A 23087-nucleotide genomic window follows, 5' to 3' on the forward strand; every position below is an offset into this window, starting at 1 on the left:
ATGGACCTTCTGAACGCCCTTGTGGCCTTTGCCAACTTCGTCTTCGTACCTGCCGTCGCCTATGGCGCGCAGCTTGCGCTTGGCGCGCTTGGCGTGACGCTGATCTACGGCATCCTGCGCTTTTCGAACTTTGCCCATGGCGACACGATGGCCTTCGGGACGATGTGCACCATCCTGGTCACCTGGGGCCTGCAAAGCTGGGGCATCGGGCTGGGGCCGCTGCCCACGGCTCTTCTGGCCCTGCCCATCGGTATCGCGGTGACGGGCCTGTTCCTCGTGGCAACCGATCGCACCGTCTATCGCTTCTATCGCCGCACACGCGCCGCTCCGGTCATCCTGACCATGGTGTCGCTGGGCGTGATGTTCGTGATGAACGGGCTGGTGCGCTTCATCATCGGTGTGGACAGCATCGATTTCGCCGATGGCGCCCGCTTCCTTGTCAACGCCCGCGACTTCCGTGACGCGACGGGCCTCGACGAGGGGCTGGCCATCCGGTCCACGCAGGCGATCACGATCGTGATCGCGGCCATCGCGATGGCGCTCTTGTTCTGGTTCCTGAACCGCACCCGCACCGGCAAATCCATGCGCGCCTTTTCCGACAACGAGGATCTGGCCCTGCTGTCGGGCATCAACCCCGAACGCGTGGTGACGGTGACCTGGCTGATCGTGGCCGCGCTGGCGACGACGGCGGGCGTCCTTTATGGACTGGACAAAAGCTTCATGCCCTTCACCTATTTCCAGCTTCTGCTGCCGATCTTCGCGGCGGCGGTGGTCGGCGGCCTTGGCAGCCCCATCGGCGCGGTGGCCGGCGGCTTCGTCATCGCCTTTTCCGAGGTGGCGGTGACCTACGCCTGGAAGAAGGTCGCGGGCTACGCGCTGCCCGAAAGCCTTCAGCCCGACGGCCTCGCCCAGCTTCTGTCCACGGATTACAAGTTCGCGGTCAGCTTCGCGATCCTTGTGCTTGTGCTTCTGTTCCGGCCCACGGGGCTGTTCCGGGGGAAATCGGTATGATGCGTCCTGTTCTTCTGTTCGTTCTGATGGCGGCCCTGTTCGTCGTCACCGGTATCACGCAAAGCTGGTCGGTCGCGCTGACCATCCTGAACATGGGGGTCGTGTCGGCCATCATGGCACTGGGCGTGAACATGCAATGGGGCTATGCGGGCCTGTTCAACATCGGCGTGATGGGCTTTGCCGCGCTTGGCGGCCTTGCCGTCGTGCTGACCGCAACCCCTCCGGTCGAGGGCGCGATGGCCGCAGGCGGCTGGCGCATCCTTGGCGCGCTGGCCGTGGGGCTGGCCGCGCTGGTGGCGGCCGTGCAGGCGTGGCGGCGTATGGGGCGTGGGCGCGGGGTCGCCGTGCTGGTCATTGTGGTGGCGGGCTTCATCCTGTTCCGCCACATCTTCGACGCCGGCGTGGCGGGGGTGGAGGCGATCAACCCCACCGTCCAAGGCAACATCGGCGGTCTGGGCCTGCCCGTCTGGATGGCCTGGCCGGTGGGCGGGCTTCTGGCGGCCATCGCCGCCTGGGGCATCGGCAAGACGGCCCTTGGCCTGCGGTCGGACTACCTCGCCATCGCGACCCTCGGCATCGCCGAAATCGTCCTCGCCGTCATGCGGAACGAGGAGTGGCTGGCCCGGGGCGTGAAGAACGTCATCGGCCTGCCCCGCCCGGTGCCGTACGAGGTGGACCTTCAGCAAAGCGCGGGCTTCGTGTCCTGGGCGCAGGGGTATGGGTTCGATCCCGTCGCCGCGTCGTCCATCGTGGTGAAGCTGGGCTATCTGGGCCTGTTCGCACTGGTGCTGGCGCTGGTGATGCTGCTGGCCGAACTGGCGTTGAAATCGCCCTGGGGCCGGATGATGCGCGCCATCCGTGACAACGAGATCGCGGCCGACGCCATGGGCAAGAACGTCAAGGCCCGGCATCTGCAGATCTTCATCATCGGATCCGCCGTGATCGGGATCGCGGGCGCGATGATGACTACGCTGGACAGCCAGCTGACGCCCGCCAGCTATCAGCCGCTGCGCTACACCTTCCTTGTGTGGGTCATGGTGATCGTGGGCGGGTCGGGCAACAACTGGGGCGCGATGCTGGGCGGCTTCCTGATCTGGTGGCTGTGGGTGATGGTGGAGCCGATCGGCCAGGGTGTCCTGTCCGCCATGACGGCCCCCATGGCCGATGGCTGGCTGAAGGCGCATCTTCAGGAAGGTGCCGCGCATATGCGGCTGCTGACCATGGGCGTGATCCTGCTTCTGGTACTGCGCTTCAGCCCGCGCGGCCTGATCCCGGAACGTTGAAGGCGAAATCCCGCCCCGACGCCGTTCCCGCCCTGCAAGATGCCGCCGAACCCCGGCGGCATCGCTTTACGGCAAGGCTCAGGCTGGTAGCGTGCCCGCATGACAGCACAGAACGGAGCAGTCTTTTGAACGCACGCAACCTTATCGCCGCCCTCGTGGCCTCCCCCCTTCTGGCCGGCGCCGCGCTGGCGCAGGAGGCCACCATCCCGCAGATGAGCATGGAGGACGCCTATGCCGCCGCGCAGAACCAGCTGGGCGTTCTGGAATATTGCCAAACCAAGGCCAGCGTCGGGAACGAGGTCATCGATACGCAGAACCGCCTGCTGGGCATGATCCCCACGCCGTCCGACACGCGCGAAGCGATCGACGCCTATCAGAAGGGCAAGACGGGCACCGTGGCGTCGATGGGGCAGGAAGTGGCGCTGGCCGACGTGGCGCAGCAGCGGTCCACCAGCGAGGAAAGCCTGTGCCAGCAGATGGCGCAGCTTGTGACGCAGGCCGGCGACCAGATCCCGCCGGGCTGAGCGTGACGCGTTCCCGAAGGGGATCGCCTATTCGTCGTCGTGCCGGGTGCGGATCGCCCGCACGATGACGAAAACGGCGAAGATCGCTGCCGCAAGGCAGATGATGCCCGCGGCCCAGAAGCCGTAGAAGAAGATATAGCCCATCGCCGTGTCGGACATCCGCGCCTCCGTTGCCTTTGGCCCTGTCTAGGGCGAATGCCGGGCCGGAACAATGGGGCCACCTGACGCAAGGCTTGCCCTTCCGCCCCCGTCCGCCCAAACTGCCCCGACTTTGGATGGAGAGGCCTGATGAGCGAAATCAAACGCATCGACTGCGGCAAGAGGATGAGCGAGGCCGTGATCTGCAACGGCGTCGCATGGCTGGCCGGCCAAGTGGGCAACGGCGCCACGGTGGCCGAACAAACGCAGGATGCGCTGGCCGAAGTGGACGCCCTTCTGACCCGCATCGGCAGCGACCGCACGAAGATCCTGTCGGCCCAGATCTGGCTGGCCGACATCGCCGATTTCGAGGAGATGAACGGTGTGTGGGACGCCTGGGTCGTTCCCGGTCACACCCCGGCCCGCGCCACCGGCGAAGCCAAGCTTGCCAGCGCGCAGTACCGGGTGGAGATCATCGTGACTGCGGCCGTCTGATCACCGCAGAAAATCGACCAGCTGGCGGGTGGAGCCGTCCTTGCCTTCGGCGGAGGCGCCTTCAAGGATCGGCTGCAACGCCAGCGCCAGCTCCTTGCCCAGTTCCACCCCCCACTGGTCGTAGGAGTTGATGCCGAGGATCACGCCTTCCACAAAGACGCGATGTTCGTACAGCGCCACGATCTGGCCCAGCACGAAGGGCGTCAGCTTCAGATAGCACAGCGTCGTCGACGGGCGGTTGCCGGGGAAGACGCGGTGGCGGGCCTGGCGGTCCAGTTCCGGCCCTTCCAGGCCCTTCTTGCGCTGGATCTCCGTCGCCTGCTCCAGCGACCGGCCACGCAGCAGCGCCTCGGACTGGGCCAGGCAGTTGGCGACCAGCAGGCGGTGCTGATGGGCCAGTTCCGGCTCATGCCCTTCACGCCCCACAAGGAATTCGCAGGGGATGACGCGCGTGCCCTGATGGATCAGCTGATAGAAGGCGTGCTGGCCGTTGGTGCCAGGCTCGCCCCAGACGACGGGGCCGGAATGGACCGCAAGGTCCACGCCGTCCATCGACACGCGCTTGCCATTCGATTCCATCTCCAACTGCTGAAGATAGGCCGGAAGCCGCGCCAGACGCTGTTCATAGGGCAGCACCGCCCGCGTGGCATAGTCGCAGATCTGGTTGTGCCAGATGCCGACCAGCGCCAGCAGGACGGGCAGGTTTTTCGACAGATCCGCATCACGGAAATGCGCGTCCATCGCGGCGCCGCCGGCCAGAAACTCGTCGAACTCCTCCGGTCCGATGGCGAGCATCAGGGCGAGGCCGATCGGGCCCCACATGGAATAGCGCCCGCCGACCCAATCCTCGAACCCGAAGACGCGGGACGGATCGATGCCGAAGGCGGCCGTCTTGTCGGCCGCGGTGGACACGGCGGCGAACTGGGTCGCAGGTTCGGCCACGCCTTGGGCCATCCACGCCTTGGCGGTTTCGGCGTTGGTCATCGTCTCAATCGTGGTGAAGGTCTTGGAGGCGACGATCACCAGCGTGGTGGCCGGATCCAGCCCCTTCAGGACATCGGCGATATGCGCCCCGTCCACGTTCGACACGAAATGCGTGCGCAGGTCCTCGGCATAAGGGGACAGGGCGATGGCGGCCATGGCCGGGCCAAGGTCCGACCCGCCGATGCCGATGTTCACCACGTCGGTGATGCGCCCGCCCTGCCCGGCAAAAGCGCCGCTGCGCACGTCGCGCGCGAAAGCCTGCATCCGGGCATGCGTTTCGCGCAGCGCCACGGTCACGTCCACGCCGTCCACCAGGACGGGGTCGTTCATGTTGCGCAGCGCGGTGTGCAGGACGGCGCGATGCTCCGTCTCGTTGATGCGCGCGCCCGAAAACATCGCGTCGCGCTTCGTGGCAAGGTCCGCCCCTTCGGCCAGCTGCAGCAGCAGGTCCAGCCCCGTGTCGCAGATGTTCGTCTTGGAAAAGTCGAACAGAAGCCCGTCCGCGCGGGCCGAGAACGCCTTTGCCCGGTTGTCGTCGAACAGGGTCAGGATGGGACGGTCCGCGACCATCCGGTGATGGTCGCGCAGGGCCTGCCAGTCGTTCATGGAAGTCTCCTCATTCGGCCCAGTGGACCGCGATGTCGTTCAGGAAGGCGCGGATCGGCGCTTCCGTGGGGGATAGCTTTTCCGCCCGTTCCAGCGCGGCGCGCTTTTCGGGGCCGGTGATCAGCAGATGCGAATAGATGGCCTGTTTCAGTGGCCGCGCCGTCAGGGTGATGCGCGCCTCTCCGGCCCCCTCGGCCCGCATGGGCAGAAGTATGGGGGCCTTGTCGGACAGCGCCTCCTCCAGCCGGTCGGCGCCGGGGAAGAGGGACGCCGTGTGCATGTCCGTGCCCATGCCCAGCAGCAGGACTGAGATGGGAAGATGCGGCTCCACCCCCTCGATCAGGGCATCCATTGCGTCTTCGGGCTGTTCGGTCGGGGCATGGAGGGGCGCGAAATTGGCGGCGGCCGCGCGGCCCGTCAGCAGGCGCTGGCGCAGCAGGCGGGTGTTCGACCGCGCGTTGTCCTCGGGCACCCAGCGTTCATCGTTCAGGAAGACGGTGACGTTTTCCCAGTCCAGATCCACGCCCGACAGCGTGTCGAAGATCGGACCCGGCGTGCTGCCGCCCGGAACGCACAGGCTCGCCCGCCCCTCGCGCCGCAGGACGTCGCCCAACTGGCTCGCAATCTTGTTGGCCAGGCGCAGATACAGGAACTCGCGATCCGGATAATCGTGAAAGTTCATTCGTGGATCTCCCTCCAGCGACGGCCGTCGCGATGCAGAAGCATCAACGCATCTTCCGGCCCCGAGGTTGCAGGTTCATAGGCGTGGGGACGGTCGCCGCGCTTTTCCCAGCCTTCGATGATCGGGTCGGCCCAGGCCCAGGCGGCCTCCACCTCGTCGCCGCGCATGAACAGGGTCTGGTTGCCGCGGATCACGTCCATGATCAGGCGTTCGTAAGCGTCGGGGATGTCTTCGCCATCCGCGCCCAGCGCCTTGGCAAAGGACATGTCCAGCGGCACCTGCGTCAGGCGCATCCCGCCCGGCCCCGGTTCCTTGATCATGACCTTCAGGTTGATTCCCTCGTTCGGTTGAAGGCGGATCACCAGCACGTTCTGGCGGCCTTCCTCGGGATCGTCGAAGATGGAATGCGGCGGACGGCGGAAGAAGACCGCGATTTCCGACGTGCGGGCGCGCAGGCGCTTGCCGGTGCGCAGATAGAAGGGCGTGCCCTTCCAGCGCCAGTTGGAGATTCCGACCTTCAGCGCCACAAAACTTTCCGTCCGGCTGTCGGGATTCTCGGAATCCTCCAGATATCCTGGTTTGCCGCCGCCGGCCTTGTATTGCCCGCGCACGATGCTTTCGGGCCGCACCGGTTCCAGCGCGCGGATGACCTTCAGCTTCTCGTCCCGCACGGCATCGGGGTCGAAGTGGTAGGGCGGCTCCATCGCGATCAGGCACAAAAGCTGCATCATGTGGTTCTGCACCATGTCGCGCATCGCGCCCGAGGTGTCGTAGTAGGCCCCCCGCCCGTCCACGCCCACGGTTTCGGCCACAGTGATCTGCACGTGGTCGATGTATTCGGTCTTCCACAGCGGTTCGAACAGGATGTTGGCGAAGCGGACGGCCATCAGGTTCTGGACCGTTTCCTTGCCCAGATAATGATCGATCCGGTAGATCTGCTGTTCCGTGAAATGTTCGGCCAGCGTGGCGTTCAGCTTCCGGGCCGAGACGAGATCCTTGCCAAAGGGCTTTTCCACCACGATCCGGCTTTGCGCATCCGCGATGTCGAACTGGTGCAGCCGTTCCGCCAGCGCGCCGAATAGCGACGGCGCGACCGAGAAGTAGAAGGCGTGGATCTTGCCCGGTCGCATTTCGGCTGCAAGCTCGGGCCAGCCGGCGTCGCCGGTCGCGTCGATCTGGACGTAGCGGACATGGCCAAGGAAGTCCTGCAACGTCTTCGCGTCGCGCTTGCCTTCGGGCAGGAACTCCTCCACCGCGGCGCGGATCATTTCGCGGAACTGCTCGCCGTCCATCTCGGACCGGGCGGCGCCGATGATGCGGCTGTCCTCGGGGATCTGTCCGGCCAGATAGCGGCGGTACAGGCTGGGAAGGATCTTGCGGCGCGCAAGATCGCCCGTCCCCCCAAAAATCACCAGGTCGAAAGGATCCACCGGGATCGTGCGCGAGACCATGAGCATCCTCCAGCCGGTCAATTCCTTGAACCGCGCGCCGTTGGCGGGCCACGCGATCCACCGGACCATAGGAACTGCCGTGCCGCCCCGCAAGCGGTTGATGCGCAACCTCGATACCGCCCGGCGCAGGGCGGCCCGCCGGCAGACGAAGGCGATCCGGGGCAGCTTTCTGCGGCCGGTTCGGAACCTTACGCTTCACAGCCTTGTTTCCAGACCGAACACTGCACCAGACCCGAGGACTGACCATGGCCGATCTGCACAAGAAGGGACCGAAACGTCCCACGAAAGTGATCTACATCATCGCGGCGATCGTGGCGGTCATCATCGTCACCATCTTCGTCGGCATGAACGTGTCGCACACGAACGACATGCAGGACTCGCAGGAACAGAACCAGACGCCAAACGGTCAGGGCGTCGATCCGAACCGCTGACACTCCGCATCCACAGCCCGCATCACACAGCCCGAAAGGACACCGCCATGGTCGAAGGTCTCTTCCACGCGCATTTCTCCACCGACAAGGATCAGGGGGATGGCGTGGCCTATCTTCAGGATGGCAAGCTGCATGGAGGGGACTCCGCCATGTATTACCGCGGCACCTATTCGCTGGACGGCGACCGGTTCGAAGCGGACCTGGAAGTCGGCTGTCACACCCAGAACACGCCCATCACCTCCATCACCGGGGCAGAGGCGGCGCGCCACAAGATCAGCGGCACGGTTCAGGGCGACAAGATTGTGTGCAAGGCACAGACCGACCAGTCGCCAAGCGTGGAACTGGATCTGGTCCTGACGCCGATCGGATGACAGGATCCGTCCGTGGGGCACCGGATGCCCCACGGACCGCGACGTCGAAACTTTTCGCGGCGTTGCAACATTTCGCGCCTTGGGCAGTTAGACCTTAACTACAACAGGACTGCCAACCCATGAAACTCGCATTCACCCTCCTCGCCCTTGGCCTGTTCGCAGGCGCCTCCGCCACCGCCGGCCTGACGGAACATGACGACACCTGCGAAACGCTGGTCGTGTCGCAAGTGATCTTCGATCATTCGTGCTGACGGTCCGTCCCGCCTTCAGCCGGCCGGGCAGCCGCCTTCAAACCCGATGACAACATCCGTGGCCGCCTCCCCCACGGGGGCGGGCGTGTCGGGATTCGCTTCAAGCGCCGTCCGCAGGCTCGCCACATAGGGCGTCAGTGGCACGCACAGCGCGTCACTCCTGACGTGAGGCGCGCAGCCGCTCATGCCAATCGCTGCCACCAGCCCTGGAATCCACCACTGCATCCTGCACGTCCTTCTGTTTCTGGATGGCCGCCTCAGCCTGCTGCTGCCGGACCTTGGTTGTCGTTTCCGCCTTGCCCTGCGACCGGCCGCGCAGATACGCGACCAGAACGCCGATGATCGCCGCCCCGACCGTTCCGAGGATCGCCCCCAAACTATCCATCATTCCACCACCGTGTTGGGGCGGTCGGGCACGAAATAGCCGATCAGCATGGCGATCAGGATGCCGGCCAGCGTCGACATGCCGGGGCCCGAGATGGGGGGCCAGAAGGCGAACACCTCCGACCAGGCCGAGGTGATGACGGCCGCGCTGATCCCGCCCGCCATCAGCTTGTTGGTCGGCGCGGCCGAGGTCTGCTTTGCAAGGGGCATGGTCATTCTCCATCGATAAGGGATTGGATCTGGCTTTTGCGCACATCCAGCGCCTCCAGCGCGGCCTGCTGCCCCGGCCCCCATTCGTCGTCGATGCGGCGGGTATAGAGGCCGAGGTCCGTCAGGAGGGTCTGGATCTGCCGGTTCCGCGCATTGCGGCTGCCAAGGGCCAATGGCCCGGCGGGGGCGACCGGACCACCGCGCATCAGCGCCAGCGCCTCGGCCGCGCTCAGGGTGCGGGCGGGGGTCCAGATGACGCGGCGCCGCGTATCCACCTGCCAGACGGTGACAACGCCTTCGGGATAGGTGCCGTGCAGGAACAGGTCGCGTTCCGCCGTACGCCGCGGAAGGATTTCGGCCGGTTTCTTCCAGTTGAGGAACAGCGCCCCCGCCCGCGCGCGGTCGCCCGCGTTCAGCGCCTCGGTCAAGGACGCCTGCGCGATGGCGCCCGTGTTGTAATGGAAGCTGACCAGCGCATCGAGTTCGTGGGGCGCAAGATCCACCCGCACCGCTTTCAGCACATCCGCGGTGTAACGCGCGATGTCGCGCCGGAAGACGGCCGCCACGTCGGCCAGCGCCGTGTCCAGATCCGCCGGCATGCCCAAGGGCAGGTCGGCCGGATCGGGGGCACCTGCGGCGGCCGTGTGACCGATCCCGTAGGTGGCCACGTTCACGCTGTCCATATAGGGCCCCGGCACGATGCCTTCGTGCTGCATCAGGGCCACGAGGCCTTGATCCGATACCTGCATGTTGATCTCCTGACAGGAAGACGTCGCCTTCAGCGTGGGGCAAGGTTGCTTTGGAGCGTTCAAGGCGTGGTACGGCCCGGAAACAATGTTCCTTCCCCCCTCCGAAAGTTCGCGAGGGCTTCATATGGCACCGGCAGGGTTGACCCCCGGCAAAGCCCCCGTGCGGGGCGTTGCAACATACCGGAACGGTCACGAAAACCGCGCCCCACCCCACGGTCGACTTGCCCGATCCACGCCGCAGGTGTTCAGAAGGGCGACCATCCGGTTGCCTGACCTTCGCCTCATGGTCAGGGAACAGGTGTCAGGGGCATGTCGCCGATGTGGCGCCGCCTAGACGACCTCATGCCCGCGAGGCGACCAAATCGGGGATGGTGTGTTGGATGGAAAACAGCGATCTGCCCGCTCACATCTACCGCAAACCGACGGGGCTGTGTTTCCAGCGCCGGGTTGGACCACCGTCCGGATCCGCAGCCAGCCTGGAACGCCGGCCTTTGCCGTGGAATACGCCCTTGATCCTGAACGGCGCGCTGCGGGCGCCGCCAAAGCGGACCTTCGCCACGCCTGTCGCGCAGTACCGCCAAAGCCCGCGCTATGCCCGTCTGGCGCCGCGGACGGCCCGCGACTATGACCGGGTTCCGGGACTGGTGACACAGGCGCTCGGGGATGTTCCCGTGGCCGCCTTCGGGCGGCGGGACGTGCTGCGGGCCCGCGACGCGCACACCGCCACTGTCCGCTTTGCCAATCACATCGTGCAGGTGATGCGGATCCTGCTGGAACATGCGATCGGGCTTGGCTGGCGTCCGGACAATCCGGCCCGCGGCGTCGGCCTTCTTCAGGCCGAGGGGGACCCGCGGCAGGCCTGGCCGCCCGACAAGATCGCCGCCTTTCGACGGGCCGCGCCCTTCTGATCTTCGCACTGTGCCTTGGGACCGGCCAGCGAATCGGTGACGTCCTGCGGATGCGATGGGCGATATTGACGTCGACGGGGTCCGGGTGCGCGGATGTTGCCAATCCTGTTGCCACACGGATCAAGATGCGGCCGCAGGATCATCTAAGGGATTGAGGTTATTTGGAGGCGGGTACCGGAATCGAACCGGTCTTCACGGATTTGCAATCCGGTGCATAGCCTGCCTGCCCACCCGCCGTAGACCAAGACTGACAAGGGTTTAGACCAAGGTTATTCCCCATGCAAGCCCCTGCTCTCAACAAAGCTCTCAACGTTCCTGATTCGCGCTTCGTGCGTTCCAGAAGATTGGCGCCTCTTGAGACTTCATTTGTGACTTCCAGAGTCTGCCCATGTTCTGCAAGTGTTCACGGCATGGTACTTAAGGTCGCAGACATCATCGCATCGCGGGGGCGCATCACCGCGTGGTGCCCCCAGTGCAAGCCGATGTACGTGTTGGCAGATCCATGGCTGTGCCTGCGCGTGGCGATCGACGCCGACGTTCTCGACATCCAGCGCAGTCTGAAGTGCACCGGACGCGCCCAGCAGACCGATGGCCAACGTGACGATATCTCCGCGACCTGCTGGGCCGCGATGCTTGCGATGATGTCCTGCATGGTCAAGCTCCTTGGATGAGGGATTGGATGTCGGATTGGCGGGCAGAAAGGGTGTCCAGCGCGTCCTGCTACCCCGGCCCCCCAAACGTCGTCGACGCGGCGGGTGTAGAGGCCGAGGTTCTTGAGGATGGTCTGGACCTGACGGTTGCGCGGGTCGCGGCTGCCGAAGGTCAGCGGGGTGTCGAAAGTGAGGTCGACAGCCTCCACCAGCGCCAGTGCCTCGGCCGCCGACAGAGTGCGGGCGGGCGTCCAGATTGATCCGGCCAACGTTGGACGCCTGCCAGACGGTGACCCGCCCGTCGGGATAGGTGCCGTGGAGGAACAGGTCGCGCTCCGCTGTCCGGCGGGGGATGATCTCGGCAGGCTTCTTCCAGCTGAGGAACAGGGCCCCCGCCCGTGCCCGGTTGCGAGCGTTCAGCGCCTTCGTCAGTTCCAGCCCGAGCGATGGCGCCGGTGTTGTAGTGAAAGCTGGCCAGCGCATCGAGTTCGTGAGGCGCCAGCGGCACCTTCACCGCCTTCGGCACGTCTGCGGTGTAGCGGGCGATGTCGCCACGGAAGACGGCCGCCACCTCGGCCAACGCGGCGTCTAGGTCGGCGGGCATACCCATCGGTAGCGTTGCCGGGTCCGGATCGCCGGCCGCCGCCGTGTGGCCGATGCCATAGGTGAGGATGCCGACGCTGTCCGCGTAGGGCGCCGGCACGATGCCCTCGTGCTGCATCAGGGCCACAAGACCCCGATCCGATACCTGCATGCTACCCTCCCATAATGAAAACGCCCCGTCAGAGACGGGGCTGTTGTCGTACCGCTTCGAAGATCATTGGAAACGTTTCGGCGCACCGGCGGGGGCATGAAGCCCGCAGTGACTGCCGACAGTCTTCATTCGAGATAGAAAGCGATCCACCTGACGTCCGGAAAGACTATAAGGATCCGGTCAAATCAAAGGCGTAATACATGGCTTCCAAAACTACCCGCGCCCCGCCCGGCTCGACCCGGACAAGGAACGGCAATATCGACGGGCTGCGCCTGATCGCAGCGATCGGCGTCATATCATTGCATGTGGGACAATATCATGAGCTTCCACCGGTGGCTGGCGACGTCATCCGAAGCTCGTTCCGTTGGTGCGTTCCATTCTTCTTCATGCTGACCGGATACTATCTCTTCGATCCGCAGGAGGCGAAGTGGCGGATCACGATCGAGAAACTGGCGATGCCGCTGCGTGCGTTCGTCGTGGCCAGTCTGGTCTTTTTCCCCGTGCTTGCGGCGACATCAGGTGCGGACGGCATCACCCTGACGACCATGGTGGGTGGAACGTACCACCATCTCTGGTACCTGACGGCTCTGATTTTTGCGCTTCTTGCTGTCTATACGTTTCAGAGTGGCTTAGCGCTGAAACTGCTTTGGATCTTCTCGGCGCTGATCGTCTTCAGCTACGTTGGAATAAGCTACTTTCATGTGTTCACCCGTGGCGGATATGAAGCGGTTATACCGATACGCGACCTTTCGGGAATTCCTGCTGTCCTTATCGGCGGGTGGTTGCGAGGCGTTCGCCGACTTGAGTCCGCGGCACCGCTCCTCTTCGGAATAGGGTTGACGGTGACCGTGATCGAAGGGCTGGCACTGTCCGCTCTGGGTGTCCGCCCGGCCAACGTTCAGCTGTTCATAGGAACGCTTCCATTGGCAGCCGGTCTTCTGGGGCTGGCAATATCGGCTAAGGACATCACCCCCTACTGGATGTCTGAACTGGGACGACGTGAAAGCCTCGGGATCTACCTTTATCATCCACTCGCGATCCTTGTGGCCGCGAGCGTAGTGTCCGGAGATCTTCGCATAGAAAGGTATGACGCTCCGGGGTTATCTGTTTGGATCTTGGCTTCGATCCTGACGATCGCAGGTGTGTTACTGCTGCGAATACGGCTTCCCCGCGTGCGGACCGCTCTTGATGGAGTGCGATAGTGCCGTAACCGTGTTTCGAGCCGTAGTCGGTGAGGTAGGCAAAGCAGGGGGCGGTCTGGCGCCCCCCCCCCCCCCGCCGCCTACCGCTCGATGCGGTCCTTCAGCACGACCCCGATCTGCTCCATCCGCTCGGATCGATCTTCAAGCTGATCCAGGCGGCGATTCATCTGGTCGAAACGCTGGTCGAGGTGCTGCCGCAGATCCCGCAACAGGCGATTGCCCTCCCGCGCCTCCTCCAGCTCGAATGGGATCAGCTTGGCGTTCTCCTTCACCGCTTCCATGGGCGATGAAGGGGGCTCGGGCGGCGGGCGCTTCCACAGGTAGACGATGGCGAAGATGAGGCCGAGCAGAGCCAGCGTGTCGATCAGGCCATATTCGCAGAGGGATTGTTCGGTCAGGGCATCAATAGGTGGCATAGTGGATGCGCTCCCAACGCAGGCGAGAAGCCGCGCGGAACTCGGCTATGACAAAGGCGGGATAGATGGCGAGAAGGAAGCCAGGCGCGGCCGAGGCGCCTGACAGGTAGTCGAACCAGACGTTGTAGGAGAGCATCCCGAAGAACATGCACGAGCAGAAGGACATGAGCGCTCGCCATCTAGGGGTGCGGAAGTGGAAGCCGTTGACGTAGAGCGCAAGGAACCTCCAGCCCCCGAACCCGCACAGCACGGCTGCGGCAAGGGTTTCGGACAGGCACTGGCTACCGGCTGACCCGGAAGTTGGACCTCGGCTCCGCCCCCGTGACGGCCCGCAAAAGCGCCGGTGATCGGTGGACGGAGCAAGACGACGAGGATCCTCGCCGCATGATGGATAGCGGCTCCGATCTGCACGTGATCGCGGATGAATTGGACCGCAGCGAGCGCGGCATTTCCGAACGTTGGCGTGTCCTGTGCCGAGGGAGGGTATGATGGCCGTGTGTCAGCCCTCGTATTTGGCCTGCGCGTCTTCGGAGGTCTGATCCGGGTTCGGGCTTCGGTCATTGCTCTGCGGCTGGCCCGCCGGTGCGTCGTCGCGCTTGGGTTCGTCGTCGCGATGCTGGTCGGTTTTGTCGGTCATGTTGGTCTCCCTTTGGCGATCAACCGGCGAGCCACCGTTTTGTTCACATGCAGGAGAAGCCATGACCGCTAATCCCCAGCCCCACCTCACCGCCGCCCAGCTTCGGATGCTCCGCGACGCCACCCGCATCCAGAAGCGCAAAGAGCGCCGCCAGCAGCACCAGCAGGACGCCTACCGGGCCACCCACGACGAACGAGAGGACGAGGACCAATGAGCATCGACCGCTACGCCAAATAGATCGCAGCCGTGAGCAAGTCCAAGGTGACCGCGGCCAAGCAGGTGTCGAAGGACCACGCCAAGAAGGCTCGCCAGCGCGAGAAGCGGCGGATGAAGGACGCTACCTCCGCCGCTGTCACGGCCGACATCTGGCAGGACAGGGAAGGCGCGGCCGACCGAGGAGCGCCGGCGTCAGGGCTCGTGGGTGCTGCGGGATGGAGAGGACGCCGGGGTTATAGTGACGGTGGATGAGCACGCCCACGTTCTCGATCAGTTAGCGGGCAAAGAGATCATCGACAGCGACCAGTGTCAGGCGGGCCATGACTTTGCCGCCTTAATGGAGCGGACACGTCTCGTCGCCGGCGGTCGGTCGTGCCTGAACCTGGATCCGGTCGGGCATGAAGGCGACGCGGTGCCGACGCACAGCGAATTGCGGGACGCCGACGAACGCCGCGACCTGAACAAGCGCATAGGCTCATGGGTCTAGAGCTAAATTCGGATGGTGTGCCACCAGGGCTTCTGGCCGGAGCGCCTCGACCGGTTGCGCGAGAGACTAGATGTTGCGGCAAAATATTGGATTGGTGGCAGGAAGTAGTTGCATGCCCGAAAACAGGTGCGATCTTTGTGCTTGAGGACGTATGTCCGATGAACAGCGCGGGCCTTTGGGTGCCGCGCTTTTTGCATCCGGAACATCGCTACAGCCGTATCGTTGAGCAACTGGCCACACCCGGCCGGATGCTTGAAAGGAACGATATGCTGAAGCTCGCCATGCTGCCCGCCGCCGCACTCGCCGCCACGCTCATCGCCTCACCGGTGCTGGCGCAAGACACGCCGCCGCCTGCGAGCGACAAGGGAACGACAGTCGCGCCGAATGCGACGCCTGCCGGGCCGAATGTCGACGAGAACGTCACGAAAGAAGAAACGTCTCCGCCTGAAGCGATGGACCCACCGGACGAGGGAAGCTCAGGCGCACCGATCGGTACAACCGGTTCGCAAGACCTTGATGCTAACGAAGACGCCGGATCCGAAGACGAAGACAGGGTGATAAAGCCGGCCCAGTGACCGGTTCATCTTCATGCAAACAGCGCGGACCAGCGATGGCGCCGCGCTTTTCAACTCCGCCTTCCGGTGGGTGACGTTCTCGAGCCTCAGGTGCACCGTACGGGTTCGGACTATGCGATGATATGCGGCGTCATCCTCCAGAGTGCGGATCTACTCGCGGACCATGTAGGCGAGCCGCCGCGATACTGGCCCGGTGGAGTTGATCGCCAATCGGCTATTGCTGCGAACTCGCTTTAGGGTAGTACAACAGGGAAAGTTCTATCCTGAGGGCTCCCAAAGTGAAAGTCCGGCTGATCGCTGCTGTTGTCATCGCTAGTGCTTTAACCACCTGCGGTTCGACTGCTCCTAATACGAACGCCAGCGACCCGATCAATCTCGCTGGTTCCACATCACAAGATACTTCGGGTGTGCAAGTGGTGCAGGATGCGCCACCGAATGCTGTCGAGATCGCCGGGATCGACTGCCGTAACAAGGTGTGGAGCCCGACGCCGACCGGGGCTCGTGCGATTGAAGCTCTCAAAAGCCAAGCCAAGCAGGCAGGATATTCTAAGGTTATGGTGCGCTCGCTGAGAGCTGTTGATCAACCCATAGCCATCAATTGCTGGAGCGCCATGGAGGCGAAGGGTTTGGCCTATTAATCGCCAGATTTCTCGATCGTGGTGAATATACGGCGTTCGTTGGCATGGTCGACGAATTGCGCGGGCCAAAGATGGTGCCGCGCTTTTTGTTTGGCGGCCCCCGGCAAACCGGAGGCCAACAGGATCAGCGCTTCTTGAGCAGGAGCGCCAGCGTGGCGAGCCACGCCGCAAGCGACGCGGTTTGGAGAGACAGAAATACGATCTCGAACGTGGTCATGCTTTCCTCCATGGGGGCAGGCCTTGGCAGATGGCGGCGCAGGCAAGGGCAATGTGGAGCGGGGCTCCGTTCCGCTTGTAGCGTGTGATGGTGTCATTGCTGACGCCCAGCTGTCGCGCAGCCTCGCGGCCAGAGATTCCGCGTTCGTCGAGCCAGGCGAGGAAGTCATCCGCCGACATTGCTTCAGACATTGGGTTCACCTATCTTGTGAGGTGGAGCGGGCCCTAAGACCCGCCCCATTCTTCACTTCCTCCGGCTGGCAACTATCAGGGCTGCAATTCCGATAGCCAGCTGGAGGGTCTGAAGAACCAAGGTGGCGCTTTCGTAATCCGTCCTTGATCTCCTCTTCGATCATCTTGCCCTGACCGTTTAAGCTGGTTGGCCTCTTGCCTTCCATGTCCTAAATATAGGACATTGCACTGTAAGGCGCAGGTAAATTCGTCCTTAAATGACGACAAAATGCGAGTTTAGACCAAATTTATGACTTTATGGCCAAGCTGACGGCGCTGCGCCCCGAGGTCCAGATGCTGGCCCCGCGTCTGCGGATGGCTATTCTTCGATAGCAGAATCGACGAGCGGGTACTTCTTGAATGTACCGCTCATAGGCGTGCGGATATTGAACCAAGGATGCTTCAGCACACGCTTCTGTTCCTTCGCTAGAAGGTTAGCGGTCGCAAAATTGTCCCAGGCGGGTCTGCCAGAATCCTTCCGCACGACAATGCTGTTGAGTAGGGGCAGGGCATTGTCGAAGCAGAACCGGCAATCAATCCGAAATCAAAGGTAATCAAGTGGCCCGTGGTGGATATCGCCCTAGGGCTGGTCGGCCGCGCAAGGAGGCCGGAACGGTCTCGGCGGCAAAGGCAAAAGTGACGAAGCCTGTCGAGACCGAGGCTTACGCCCTGATCGAGGATGTGGGGGGCGCGCCCAAGCAGAAGACGCCTCTGGAATACATGCTCGGCGTGATGAACAACGCGACAGCTAATGAGGCGCGGCGCGATCGTCTGGCCATCGCGGCGGCGCCGTTCATGCACTCCCGGGCTGAGGCCGCGGCACCCGGCGAGAAGGACGGCGATCATCAGCAGCGAAGGCTATCTAGATCCGGCGAACTTCTACATCACCAACCCGAACATGGGCTGGTCGATGTCTAAGGAATGGCTGGAGCGCGAGCTGAAGAAGGAGCTGGGGAAAGACGCGGCCACGCGGGCCACCTTCCTCGCCAAGCACCTGAAGGTCGAGATAGGGATGAACCTCCGGGCCAATCGCTGGCCGGGCGCGGACTTCTGGGCGGTGCTGGGCGACAAGAGCCTGACGCTAGAGGCCGTTCTGGGGCGGAGCGAGGTCGTCGTGGTCGGGATTGACGGCGGAGGCCTGGACGACCTTTTGGGGCTGTCCGTGGTCGGACGGGAGCGCGGCAGCCGGGACTGGCTCGCTTGGTCCCACGCCTGGTGCCACAAGGGCGTGCTGGAGCGGCGCAAGACGATCGCCACGAAGCTAGAAGGGTTTGCTGGGAACGGGGATCTGACGATCGTGGATGACGAGTTGCAGGACATCTCGGCCATCATCGAGATCATCGGCGACGTGAAGGCGCGTAGTCTGCTGGCGTCGGTCGCGGTCGACCCGGCCGGGCTTGGGGAGTTGCCCGCCTCACACCTTCGCGCTGATCGTCGGTGATGCTGAATTCGACCGCTGCTGCGAGGCGGTGGCGGACCGGATCGACCAAGCGGCGGCGGAGGCCACCCAAGACGCCGAGGCGGACTGGGCGGATCACCAGAACGATCTTCGGAGGGACCACTGATGCTGACCCCTACGCAGAACGTTCGCGCCATGCTGGACATCCTCAAGACCCACCACCCCGACGCCTCCTGCGCGTGTTCGGACGCCGAGCTGATGCGCTACGCCATGACGGACATGCTGCTGGTCGAAGCCCTCGGGCTGGACATCGGTCAGGTCATCAGCGCCGCCGAAGTGGATGCCCGTTACGAGGTCCAGCGCCTTGGGCCGGTTGACGGCACGGTGTTCGTCGAACCCCCGGTCATCTCCGCCGAAGAGCTTTCCCCGCCGCAGCCTCTGCCCGTCCCGGCATTGCGGCGCACCTCTCCAGCCACACTGACCCCGCCGTTTGACGGCACGTGGCTGGAGCCTTTCATTCATCGGAGCCAACGCCATGACCTGCGAAGTGCTACCCCCCGCATTGTCCACCCGCCGCGCCCGCGCCGCTGCCATCCTCGTAAGTGCCCGCGCCGTCCTGCGCCACGGCACCCGCGACAGCGAGATCGTGCTGCTGGACGGCAAGACCTGCACGAACGCCACCTTCGCGGAGCACGTGGCCTTCGCCCTGTGCCGTGACGGTGACGCCCTGCCCGAGATCCAGGAAGAGATCGACCGCGTTCTGACGCTGGCCGGATACGCCCCAACTTACTGGAAGCGCCGGATCGAACGCTTTCAAGCCGGCGGATGCAGATCACGATCCGGCCTGGCAGCGCATCGCGGGCTACGGCGCCATCGCCCTGCACTGCTGCCTAGTCCTGATCCCCTGCCTCTGGTGGGCGGCGCAGACCAGCACCGACGCCACGCTGGCACAGGCCACGCAGGCGCAGTTCGTGGAGTGGTCGGAATGATCAGCGCGCGGCCCTTCTACCGCGACGAGTTCGGCATCGGTCAGATCCGCCTCGCCCGCATCCGCTATGAGGCCGCCGAGGCAGAACTAGCGGAGTGCGCACCGATCGCCTTCACCCGCGGCTACGTGCCCGATCTGGTGCGCGCCTCGGCCCGCCGCCGCTTCACCGCCGCCCGAGCCGAAAGCGATCGGGCCAAGACCATCCTCCGCCACATGGGAGCATTCCAATGAACATGCGCATCGACATCCCGCTGATCGAGCGGATCGCCGCCCTCCTCGACCCCTACCGCGACGACGGCGACCTGTTCATGGACAGCCTCGACAGCCAGACCGACGTGCTGGACCTGATGGACCGGTCCCTCGCCGCCATGCAGGCCGACGAGGCGCTGGCTCAGGCGATCAAGTCGCAGGAAGACGCACTGGCGAAGCGCCGGCAGAGGATCGAGAGCCGCCGGGACGCCCACAAGGCCGCCGTGCGCGAGATGCTGCGGGCGACCGGCCAGAAGAAGGTCGAGCGCCCCCTCGCTACCCTGTCCATGCGGCAGGGATCGGTGGCCGTCCACATCCACGACGATGCTTCCGTGCCCACGCAGCTCTGCAAGGTCACGCGGACGCCCGACAAGGCCGCGATCCGCAAGCAGATCGAGGCGGGCGAGGACGTGCCGGGCGCCTACTTGGTGCGCGGCGAAGACACCCTCAGCGTGCGGGTGCTCTGATGGATTGGGAAAAGGCCTCGGTCGAGCTCACCCGCAAGCTGGACCCCGCACACGTCAAGCAACGGACGCAGGGCGGGTCCGGCGTCTCCTATGGGGAAGGCTGGCACGCCATTGCCGAGATGAACCGCATCTTCGGCTTCGGCGCGTGGGACCGGCAGACGCTGGACATCCGCCAGCTAGGCGAGCCGCGCGACGTGTCGAGTAAGATCCGCGTCGACTACATGGCCCGCGTCCGCGTCACGGTCACGCTGGAGAATGGCCGTACGGTCACCCGCGACGGATGGGGCTTCGGCCAAGGCATCGACCGCGATGTGGGTCAGGTTCATGAGAGCACGCTGAAAGACGCCGAAACCGACGCCATGAAGCGGGCGATGATGACGTTCGGCAATCCGGCCAAGGGAGTTTCCCTGCTGAAGTCAGACGCAGATCCTCGGGAAGCATGGCCGCAGGACAAGATTAATGCGTTCCGCAAGGTGGCGACCGGCCGTGCGCTGCTGATCTTCGAGCTGTGCCTGGGGACGGGCCAGAGGATTGGCGACGTGTTGAAGATGCGGTGGAGCGACATTGAGAGCAACGGGATCAATGTCCAGCAGGGCAAAACAAAGGCCAAGCTATGGGTCCCGCTGACGCCGCGGTTGGCCGATATCCTGAAAGCGACCCCGCGCATTGGGATGACGATCTGCGCGTGGGGCACTGCCGGCAAGGCAACCTCTTACCGGGGGGCGGCCGACATGGTTCTGGAGGTGCGTCGTCAGATCGGCGCCGAGGCATACGACCTGCACGGGCTTTGTTACTCGGCGGCGGCAGAACCGGCGGCGGCCGGTTGCAGCGACGAGATGATCATGGCGATCACCGGCCACAAGACCTCCGCAATGGTGGCCCGATACGCGGGACGGGCCCGGCAGAAAGCGCGGGCGACAGAGGCTCAGGAACGGCGGAAATAGCGTCGCAACATTCGCGGATGGTTCCCGCTATGTCCCGCGCTTTTCTCAACAGGAATACAAGGGAATTTAGTTGGTTGGGCGGGGATTTGCAATCCGGTGCATAGCCTGCCCACCCGCCGTAGACCAAGACTGACCGGTGTTTAACCGCGCAGAAACAGGGTGCAAGACCTTCCTTGCGACCGAAACGGACTGCGGGGAACGCCGCGCCCCCCGCAGCCCCGCGACTTACTCGGCCAGCGCCGCCTCGTAACGTTCCGAAACCTTTGTCCAGTCGACCACGTCCCACCACGCGCTCAGATACTCGGCCCGGCGGTTGTTGTAGGTAAGGTAATAGGCGTGTTCCCACACGTCGTTGCCCATCAGCGGCACGCCCTGCGTCTCGGCGACGTCCATCAGCGGATTGTCCTGGTTCGGGGTGGAGGTGATCTCCAGCTCGTCCTCCTCGTTGACGATCAGCCAGACCCAGCCGGAGCCGAAACGGTCCGCGCCTGCCTTTTCGAAGGCGGCCCGAAACTCCTCATCTGATCCAAAGGAGGTCGTGATCGCTTCCGACAGTTCGCTCGACATCTCTTTCGTCTGCCCGACCGGCGTCATCGTTTCCCAGAAGAAAGTGTGGTTCCAAAGGCCGCCCGCGTTGTTGCGCACGGCCGGGGTGAAGGTCCCTGCCCCCGCGACAAGCTCCTCCAGCGTCGCCTCCTTCGGCGCGTCGCCGGCGTCAATCGCCTTGTTCAGGTTGTCGACATAGGCCTTCTGGTGCTTGCCGTGATGCAGCTCCATCGTTTCCGCGCTGATCACGGGGGCAAGCGCATCCGTGGCATAGGGAAGATCCGGAAGCGTGAAAGGTCCTTGTGTCTGCGCTGCGGCAACAACGGGGCAAGCCGCAACAACGGTCGCGATGATGGTCTTTTGGAACATGACGTTCTCCTCCTCATGATAAGGACGAACCCGTGGCGGCCGCACCCGTTCCCTGTGCAGGATGTGGCACAACGCCGCTGACGGAGTCAGGACCGTGCAAAAAGCGCCATGCCACCGCGCGACCTGCCCCGCCACATCGCGAAGAACGCGCAGGCCAGCAAAACCTCCGCCACGTCGCCGCCGTAATACATCCATTGCGCGGCGGCCTCGATCTCCGCCAAATCGGCGCCGGTCCCCGAGGGATAGCCCCTAAGGAACATGATCTTGCCCAGCACCGCATGGGCCGCCATCGCCGCGAACAGGCATCCCAGCCGCATCGCCCATCCGGGTCGGTGGGGCGCCGGATCCGGGCCCACGACCGCCCAAGTGAACAGGCACCCCGCGACCACGAAATGCACATGCAGCAGAAAATGAAGCGCCGGACTCTCCATCGCCGCCGTGTAGAGCGGGGTCAGATACAGACCATACATCCCCCCCACATCCAGCACCGCCGCCGTCACAGGATGCACCAGCACCCGAACGGGCCGGGTTCCAAGGAAGGCCACGACGCGACGCGCCCCCGCGACCGGCAGCCTGCGCAACAAAAGCGTCCCGGGCGCCGCGAGCACCAATCCCAAAGGCGCGAACATCCCGAGCATGAGGTGCTGCGCCATGTGCCCGCGCAGATCATGATGCGCCCAATGCTGCATCGGCGGCGACATTGCACCCGAAACCAGCGCCACACCGAGACAGAAGAACACGCTCCGATACCACGGCCAGTTGCCATTCTTCCGATCCGCCAAGGTCGCGCCGAAATACAGCGCCGCCGCCATCAGAGGCAGAACCGTGAACAGCAGGAACAGCCCGGCGCCGCCCTCAGGATGATGCATGCCGACCCTGACGCAGAAGCACGGCCCCCACCAGCAAAAGCAGCACCGCCGCCCCGTTCCACAGAAGGTCGTAGATCCAGATGTTCTCCACATACCGGATCTCGTGCAGGCCCAGCACCTTGTGGTTCACGATGCCGTCGAACAGCTGGAACCCGCCCATCCCGAGGAAGAACCCGCTCCAGGCCGGCCGTCGCACCAGCGCCCCCGTCTTCCGCAGGCCGGACAGCAGAAAGAACCCGAGGACCAGCAAGATCAGTTCCGCCGAATGCAGCAGCCCATCCGACAGCAGCGCGATGGCCGGCGTCGACCGATCCACGAAATGGTGCCAGGCCAGGATCTGGTGAAAGACGATCTCATCGACCGCAGCCATCATGCCAACACCGATCAGGACCGTGGACAGGATCGACCGCCGCCGATCTGGTGCATGTTCTGGATTCATGGGCTTCCCTCAAAACGGCTACCCGCATCCTGACAGGAAGCGGGCAGCAAGGAAACAGCGACGACGCACCCCATCGGTCAGATGCAGACCTGCGGCGAAAGGTTCGCACAAACGTATAAAATTTTATACAATGATGCCGAGAAGCCACAGCCCCTGCGCGCCGAATGAAGAACCCCAATACAAGCGGAGACGCGCACGGGCCCTGCCGGGATGAAGAAATAAAGGCGGGGGTATATCGATCATGTCGAAAGCCCGGCCAAGACACGTCAGCCTTTCCGCATAAGCCGCGGCGCCACCGGAACATTCGAAGATCATCG

At 64.1% G+C, this 23087-nt stretch carries 34 protein-coding genes and 1 tRNA gene; 19 read left to right on the forward strand and 16 right to left on the reverse strand.

Translation table 11 applies throughout. The features are described from left to right. The 3 genes from ACSHZY_RS09020 (at window position 1) to ACSHZY_RS09030 (ending at window position 2818) form a co-directional block, all read left to right on the forward strand. Entirely contained in the window at window positions 1-1011 is a 1011-nt protein-coding gene (locus ACSHZY_RS09020) for a branched-chain amino acid ABC transporter permease (protein WP_435168302.1), read from the forward strand. Next, complete coding sequence (locus tag ACSHZY_RS09025; protein ID WP_435168304.1) at window positions 1008-2294, forward strand: branched-chain amino acid ABC transporter permease; 1287 nt, start codon at window positions 1008-1010, stop codon at window positions 2292-2294. The genes ACSHZY_RS09020 and ACSHZY_RS09025 overlap by 4 nt, the downstream gene beginning before the upstream one ends. Window positions 2295-2419: 125 nt before the next feature. After that, the gene (locus ACSHZY_RS09030) at window positions 2420-2818 is read left to right on the forward strand and encodes a pore-forming ESAT-6 family protein (RefSeq protein ID WP_435168305.1); all 399 of its coding nucleotides are present in this window, start codon (window positions 2420-2422) and stop codon (window positions 2816-2818) included. A 27-nt stretch (window positions 2819-2845) separates the two neighbouring features. Here the strand turns inward: ACSHZY_RS09030 and ACSHZY_RS09035 are convergent, their stop codons facing one another. Further along, entirely contained in the window at window positions 2846-2977 is a 132-nt protein-coding gene (locus tag ACSHZY_RS09035) for a hypothetical protein (protein WP_435168307.1), read from the reverse strand. Window positions 2978-3106: 129 nt separating this feature from the next. Here ACSHZY_RS09035 and ACSHZY_RS09040 point away from each other — a divergent pair, with 129 nt between their 5' ends. Further along, window positions 3107-3451, forward strand: coding sequence for a RidA family protein (locus tag ACSHZY_RS09040; RefSeq protein WP_435168309.1), 345 nt, complete (start codon window positions 3107-3109; stop codon window positions 3449-3451). Here ACSHZY_RS09040 and pgi read toward each other — a convergent pair whose 3' ends face one another. Genes pgi through zwf form a run of 3 tightly spaced genes read right to left on the reverse strand, consistent with a single transcriptional unit; the run spans window position 3452 to window position 7174 of the window. After that, complete coding sequence (pgi, locus tag ACSHZY_RS09045) at window positions 3452-5041, reverse strand: glucose-6-phosphate isomerase (protein WP_435168311.1); 1590 nt, start codon at window positions 5039-5041, stop codon at window positions 3452-3454. Between the two features lie 10 nt (window positions 5042-5051). Then, complete coding sequence (pgl, locus tag ACSHZY_RS09050; protein WP_435168313.1) at window positions 5052-5723, reverse strand: 6-phosphogluconolactonase; 672 nt, start codon at window positions 5721-5723, stop codon at window positions 5052-5054. Beyond that, window positions 5720-7174, reverse strand: coding sequence for a glucose-6-phosphate dehydrogenase (zwf, locus tag ACSHZY_RS09055; RefSeq protein WP_435168430.1), 1455 nt, complete (start codon window positions 7172-7174; stop codon window positions 5720-5722). Before zwf ends, pgl begins: the two co-directional genes overlap by 4 nt. Before the next feature lie 245 nt (window positions 7175-7419). Between zwf and ACSHZY_RS09060 the strand changes: the two genes are divergently transcribed. From ACSHZY_RS09060 to ACSHZY_RS09070, 3 genes are all read left to right on the forward strand, one after another. Next, window positions 7420-7605, forward strand: coding sequence for a hypothetical protein (locus ACSHZY_RS09060; protein WP_435168314.1), 186 nt, complete (start codon window positions 7420-7422; stop codon window positions 7603-7605). 47 nt (window positions 7606-7652) lie between these two features. Then, window positions 7653-7976, forward strand: a complete 324-nt coding sequence (locus ACSHZY_RS09065; protein WP_435168315.1) for a hypothetical protein — start codon at window positions 7653-7655, stop codon at window positions 7974-7976. A 119-nt stretch (window positions 7977-8095) separates the two neighbouring features. Beyond that, the gene (locus ACSHZY_RS09070) at window positions 8096-8227 is read left to right on the forward strand and encodes a hypothetical protein (protein WP_435168317.1); all 132 of its coding nucleotides are present in this window, start codon (window positions 8096-8098) and stop codon (window positions 8225-8227) included. Between the two features lie 15 nt (window positions 8228-8242). Here the strand turns inward: ACSHZY_RS09070 and ACSHZY_RS09075 are convergent, their stop codons facing one another. The 4 genes from ACSHZY_RS09075 to ACSHZY_RS09090 are packed head-to-tail and all read right to left on the reverse strand — an operon-like array spanning window position 8243 to window position 9570. Next, on the reverse strand, window positions 8243-8371 hold the full coding sequence (locus tag ACSHZY_RS09075; protein WP_435168319.1) for a hypothetical protein: 129 nt from the start codon (window positions 8369-8371) through the stop codon (window positions 8243-8245). 10 nt (window positions 8372-8381) lie between these two features. Continuing rightward, window positions 8382-8615, reverse strand: a complete 234-nt coding sequence (locus ACSHZY_RS09080; RefSeq protein WP_435168321.1) for a hypothetical protein — start codon at window positions 8613-8615, stop codon at window positions 8382-8384. Then, complete coding sequence (locus ACSHZY_RS09085) at window positions 8612-8821, reverse strand: hypothetical protein (RefSeq protein WP_435168323.1); 210 nt, start codon at window positions 8819-8821, stop codon at window positions 8612-8614. The genes ACSHZY_RS09080 and ACSHZY_RS09085 overlap by 4 nt, the downstream gene beginning before the upstream one ends. A 2-nt stretch (window positions 8822-8823) precedes the next feature. Beyond that, a complete protein-coding gene (locus ACSHZY_RS09090) occupies window positions 8824-9570 on the reverse strand; it encodes a lysozyme (RefSeq protein ID WP_435168325.1) in 747 nt (248 codons plus the stop codon). Window positions 9571-10079: 509 nt separating this feature from the next. On the opposite strand from ACSHZY_RS09090, the gene ACSHZY_RS09095 reads away from it, so the two are divergent. Beyond that, window positions 10080-10478, forward strand: coding sequence for a hypothetical protein (locus ACSHZY_RS09095; protein ID WP_435168326.1), 399 nt, complete (start codon window positions 10080-10082; stop codon window positions 10476-10478). A gap of 162 nt (window positions 10479-10640) precedes the next feature. Here ACSHZY_RS09095 and ACSHZY_RS09100 read toward each other — a convergent pair. Next, window positions 10641-10714 (reverse strand) — tRNA-Cys (locus ACSHZY_RS09100). Window positions 10715-10888: 174 nt separating this feature from the next. Here ACSHZY_RS09100 and ACSHZY_RS09105 point away from each other — a divergent pair. Further along, complete coding sequence (locus ACSHZY_RS09105) at window positions 10889-11149, forward strand: hypothetical protein (RefSeq protein WP_435168328.1); 261 nt, start codon at window positions 10889-10891, stop codon at window positions 11147-11149. 151 nt (window positions 11150-11300) lie between these two features. Here ACSHZY_RS09105 and ACSHZY_RS09110 read toward each other — a convergent pair whose 3' ends face one another. Then, a complete protein-coding gene (locus tag ACSHZY_RS09110) occupies window positions 11301-11882 on the reverse strand; it encodes a lysozyme (RefSeq protein WP_435168329.1) in 582 nt (193 codons plus the stop codon). A 200-nt stretch (window positions 11883-12082) separates the two neighbouring features. On the opposite strand from ACSHZY_RS09110, the gene ACSHZY_RS09115 reads away from it, so the two are divergent. Continuing rightward, the gene (locus ACSHZY_RS09115; protein ID WP_435168331.1) at window positions 12083-13084 is read left to right on the forward strand and encodes an acyltransferase; all 1002 of its coding nucleotides are present in this window, start codon (window positions 12083-12085) and stop codon (window positions 13082-13084) included. Between the two features lie 80 nt (window positions 13085-13164). On the opposite strand, the gene ACSHZY_RS09120 is transcribed toward ACSHZY_RS09115, so the two are convergent. The 3 genes from ACSHZY_RS09120 to ACSHZY_RS09130 form a co-directional block, all read right to left on the reverse strand. Further along, window positions 13165-13500, reverse strand: a complete 336-nt coding sequence (locus tag ACSHZY_RS09120) for a hypothetical protein (protein ID WP_435168333.1) — start codon at window positions 13498-13500, stop codon at window positions 13165-13167. Beyond that, window positions 13487-13648, reverse strand: coding sequence for a hypothetical protein (locus tag ACSHZY_RS09125; RefSeq protein ID WP_435168335.1), 162 nt, complete (start codon window positions 13646-13648; stop codon window positions 13487-13489). Before ACSHZY_RS09125 ends, ACSHZY_RS09120 begins: the two co-directional genes overlap by 14 nt. 351 nt (window positions 13649-13999) lie before the next feature. Then, on the reverse strand, window positions 14000-14137 hold the full coding sequence (locus ACSHZY_RS09130; protein WP_435168337.1) for a hypothetical protein: 138 nt from the start codon (window positions 14135-14137) through the stop codon (window positions 14000-14002). Window positions 14138-14198: 61 nt separating this feature from the next. Between ACSHZY_RS09130 and ACSHZY_RS09135 the strand changes: the two genes are divergently transcribed. The 9 genes from ACSHZY_RS09135 to ACSHZY_RS09175 all read left to right on the forward strand — a co-directional run bounded on the left by ACSHZY_RS09135 (window position 14199) and on the right by ACSHZY_RS09175 (window position 20547). Beyond that, window positions 14199-14351, forward strand: a complete 153-nt coding sequence (locus ACSHZY_RS09135; RefSeq protein WP_435168339.1) for a hypothetical protein — start codon at window positions 14199-14201, stop codon at window positions 14349-14351. A 246-nt stretch (window positions 14352-14597) separates the two neighbouring features. Then, the gene (locus tag ACSHZY_RS09140; RefSeq protein WP_435168340.1) at window positions 14598-14840 is read left to right on the forward strand and encodes a hypothetical protein; all 243 of its coding nucleotides are present in this window, start codon (window positions 14598-14600) and stop codon (window positions 14838-14840) included. A gap of 158 nt (window positions 14841-14998) precedes the next feature. Continuing rightward, window positions 14999-15415: a hypothetical protein gene (locus tag ACSHZY_RS09145; protein ID WP_435168341.1), complete on the forward strand. Its 417-nt coding sequence runs from the start codon at window positions 14999-15001 to the stop codon at window positions 15413-15415. A 278-nt stretch (window positions 15416-15693) separates the two neighbouring features. Beyond that, window positions 15694-16053: a hypothetical protein gene (locus tag ACSHZY_RS09150; protein WP_435168342.1), complete on the forward strand. Its 360-nt coding sequence runs from the start codon at window positions 15694-15696 to the stop codon at window positions 16051-16053. Window positions 16054-17136: 1083 nt separating this feature from the next. Then, on the forward strand, window positions 17137-17418 hold the full coding sequence (locus tag ACSHZY_RS09155; protein WP_435168343.1) for a hypothetical protein: 282 nt from the start codon (window positions 17137-17139) through the stop codon (window positions 17416-17418). Further along, window positions 17399-17941, forward strand: coding sequence for a hypothetical protein (locus ACSHZY_RS09160; RefSeq protein WP_435168345.1), 543 nt, complete (start codon window positions 17399-17401; stop codon window positions 17939-17941). The genes ACSHZY_RS09155 and ACSHZY_RS09160 overlap by 20 nt, the downstream gene beginning before the upstream one ends. A gap of 493 nt (window positions 17942-18434) precedes the next feature. Next, window positions 18435-19118, forward strand: coding sequence for a hypothetical protein (locus ACSHZY_RS09165; RefSeq protein WP_435168347.1), 684 nt, complete (start codon window positions 18435-18437; stop codon window positions 19116-19118). Window positions 19119-19120: 2 nt separating this feature from the next. Next, complete coding sequence (locus tag ACSHZY_RS09170) at window positions 19121-19603, forward strand: siphovirus Gp157 family protein (RefSeq protein ID WP_435168349.1); 483 nt, start codon at window positions 19121-19123, stop codon at window positions 19601-19603. Beyond that, on the forward strand, window positions 19603-20547 hold the full coding sequence (locus ACSHZY_RS09175; protein ID WP_435168351.1) for a Rad52/Rad22 family DNA repair protein: 945 nt from the start codon (window positions 19603-19605) through the stop codon (window positions 20545-20547). The genes ACSHZY_RS09170 and ACSHZY_RS09175 overlap by 1 nt, the downstream gene beginning before the upstream one ends. 225 nt (window positions 20548-20772) lie before the next feature. Here ACSHZY_RS09175 and ACSHZY_RS09180 read toward each other — a convergent pair whose 3' ends face one another. The 3 genes from ACSHZY_RS09180 to ACSHZY_RS09190 form a co-directional block, all read right to left on the reverse strand. After that, the gene (locus ACSHZY_RS09180) at window positions 20773-21462 is read right to left on the reverse strand and encodes a superoxide dismutase (RefSeq protein ID WP_435168353.1); all 690 of its coding nucleotides are present in this window, start codon (window positions 21460-21462) and stop codon (window positions 20773-20775) included. A gap of 86 nt (window positions 21463-21548) precedes the next feature. After that, complete coding sequence (locus ACSHZY_RS09185; protein WP_435168355.1) at window positions 21549-22331, reverse strand: cytochrome c oxidase assembly protein; 783 nt, start codon at window positions 22329-22331, stop codon at window positions 21549-21551. Further along, window positions 22318-22770 (reverse strand): DUF2243 domain-containing protein, encoded by a 453-nt coding sequence (locus ACSHZY_RS09190; RefSeq protein ID WP_435168356.1) that lies wholly within the window; start codon window positions 22768-22770, stop codon window positions 22318-22320. Before ACSHZY_RS09190 ends, ACSHZY_RS09185 begins: the two co-directional genes overlap by 14 nt. Between the last annotated feature and the right edge of the window lie 317 nt (window positions 22771-23087).

The sequence above is a fragment of the Falsirhodobacter sp. 1013 genome (genome assembly GCF_051195255.1).
Taxonomy (GTDB): domain Bacteria; phylum Pseudomonadota; class Alphaproteobacteria; order Rhodobacterales; family Rhodobacteraceae; genus Falsirhodobacter.

What these genes read in the sequence shown, in the direction of transcription:
- ACSHZY_RS09145 (WP_435168341.1), top strand. Translation starts at nt 14,999, where the DNA reads ATGAACAGCGCGGGCCTTTGGGTGCCGCGCTTTTTGCATCCGGAACAT.
- ACSHZY_RS09090 (WP_435168325.1), bottom strand. Translation starts at nt 9,570, where the DNA reads ATGCAGGTATCGGATCAAGGCCTCGTGGCCCTGATGCAGCACGAAGGC.
- ACSHZY_RS09170 (WP_435168349.1), top strand. Translation starts at nt 19,121, where the DNA reads ATGCGCATCGACATCCCGCTGATCGAGCGGATCGCCGCCCTCCTCGAC.
- ACSHZY_RS09125 (WP_435168335.1), bottom strand. Translation starts at nt 13,648, where the DNA reads ATGTTCTTCGGGATGCTCTCCTACAACGTCTGGTTCGACTACCTGTCA.
- ACSHZY_RS09180 (WP_435168353.1), bottom strand. Translation starts at nt 21,462, where the DNA reads ATGTTCCAAAAGACCATCATCGCGACCGTTGTTGCGGCTTGCCCCGTT.
- ACSHZY_RS09025 (WP_435168304.1), top strand. Translation starts at nt 1,008, where the DNA reads ATGATGCGTCCTGTTCTTCTGTTCGTTCTGATGGCGGCCCTGTTCGTC.
- pgi (WP_435168311.1), bottom strand. Translation starts at nt 5,041, where the DNA reads ATGAACGACTGGCAGGCCCTGCGCGACCATCACCGGATGGTCGCGGAC.
- ACSHZY_RS09020 (WP_435168302.1), top strand. Translation starts at nt 1, where the DNA reads ATGGACCTTCTGAACGCCCTTGTGGCCTTTGCCAACTTCGTCTTCGTA.
- ACSHZY_RS09135 (WP_435168339.1), top strand. Translation starts at nt 14,199, where the DNA reads ATGACCGCTAATCCCCAGCCCCACCTCACCGCCGCCCAGCTTCGGATG.
- ACSHZY_RS09185 (WP_435168355.1), bottom strand. Translation starts at nt 22,331, where the DNA reads ATGCATCATCCTGAGGGCGGCGCCGGGCTGTTCCTGCTGTTCACGGTT.
- ACSHZY_RS09165 (WP_435168347.1), top strand. Translation starts at nt 18,435, where the DNA reads ATGACCTGCGAAGTGCTACCCCCCGCATTGTCCACCCGCCGCGCCCGC.
- ACSHZY_RS09085 (WP_435168323.1), bottom strand. Translation starts at nt 8,821, where the DNA reads ATGCCCCTTGCAAAGCAGACCTCGGCCGCGCCGACCAACAAGCTGATG.
- ACSHZY_RS09115 (WP_435168331.1), top strand. Translation starts at nt 12,083, where the DNA reads ATGGCTTCCAAAACTACCCGCGCCCCGCCCGGCTCGACCCGGACAAGG.
- ACSHZY_RS09040 (WP_435168309.1), top strand. Translation starts at nt 3,107, where the DNA reads ATGAGCGAAATCAAACGCATCGACTGCGGCAAGAGGATGAGCGAGGCC.
- zwf (WP_435168430.1), bottom strand. Translation starts at nt 7,174, where the DNA reads ATGGTCTCGCGCACGATCCCGGTGGATCCTTTCGACCTGGTGATTTTT.
- ACSHZY_RS09035 (WP_435168307.1), bottom strand. Translation starts at nt 2,977, where the DNA reads ATGTCCGACACGGCGATGGGCTATATCTTCTTCTACGGCTTCTGGGCC.
- ACSHZY_RS09080 (WP_435168321.1), bottom strand. Translation starts at nt 8,615, where the DNA reads ATGATGGATAGTTTGGGGGCGATCCTCGGAACGGTCGGGGCGGCGATC.
- ACSHZY_RS09110 (WP_435168329.1), bottom strand. Translation starts at nt 11,882, where the DNA reads ATGCAGGTATCGGATCGGGGTCTTGTGGCCCTGATGCAGCACGAGGGC.
- ACSHZY_RS09190 (WP_435168356.1), bottom strand. Translation starts at nt 22,770, where the DNA reads ATGAATCCAGAACATGCACCAGATCGGCGGCGGTCGATCCTGTCCACG.
- ACSHZY_RS09175 (WP_435168351.1), top strand. Translation starts at nt 19,603, where the DNA reads ATGGATTGGGAAAAGGCCTCGGTCGAGCTCACCCGCAAGCTGGACCCC.
- ACSHZY_RS09060 (WP_435168314.1), top strand. Translation starts at nt 7,420, where the DNA reads ATGGCCGATCTGCACAAGAAGGGACCGAAACGTCCCACGAAAGTGATC.
- ACSHZY_RS09105 (WP_435168328.1), top strand. Translation starts at nt 10,889, where the DNA reads ATGGTACTTAAGGTCGCAGACATCATCGCATCGCGGGGGCGCATCACC.
- ACSHZY_RS09070 (WP_435168317.1), top strand. Translation starts at nt 8,096, where the DNA reads ATGAAACTCGCATTCACCCTCCTCGCCCTTGGCCTGTTCGCAGGCGCC.
- ACSHZY_RS09065 (WP_435168315.1), top strand. Translation starts at nt 7,653, where the DNA reads ATGGTCGAAGGTCTCTTCCACGCGCATTTCTCCACCGACAAGGATCAG.
- pgl (WP_435168313.1), bottom strand. Translation starts at nt 5,723, where the DNA reads ATGAACTTTCACGATTATCCGGATCGCGAGTTCCTGTATCTGCGCCTG.
- ACSHZY_RS09120 (WP_435168333.1), bottom strand. Translation starts at nt 13,500, where the DNA reads ATGCCACCTATTGATGCCCTGACCGAACAATCCCTCTGCGAATATGGC.
- ACSHZY_RS09130 (WP_435168337.1), bottom strand. Translation starts at nt 14,137, where the DNA reads ATGACCGACAAAACCGACCAGCATCGCGACGACGAACCCAAGCGCGAC.
- ACSHZY_RS09160 (WP_435168345.1), top strand. Translation starts at nt 17,399, where the DNA reads ATGGGCTGGTCGATGTCTAAGGAATGGCTGGAGCGCGAGCTGAAGAAG.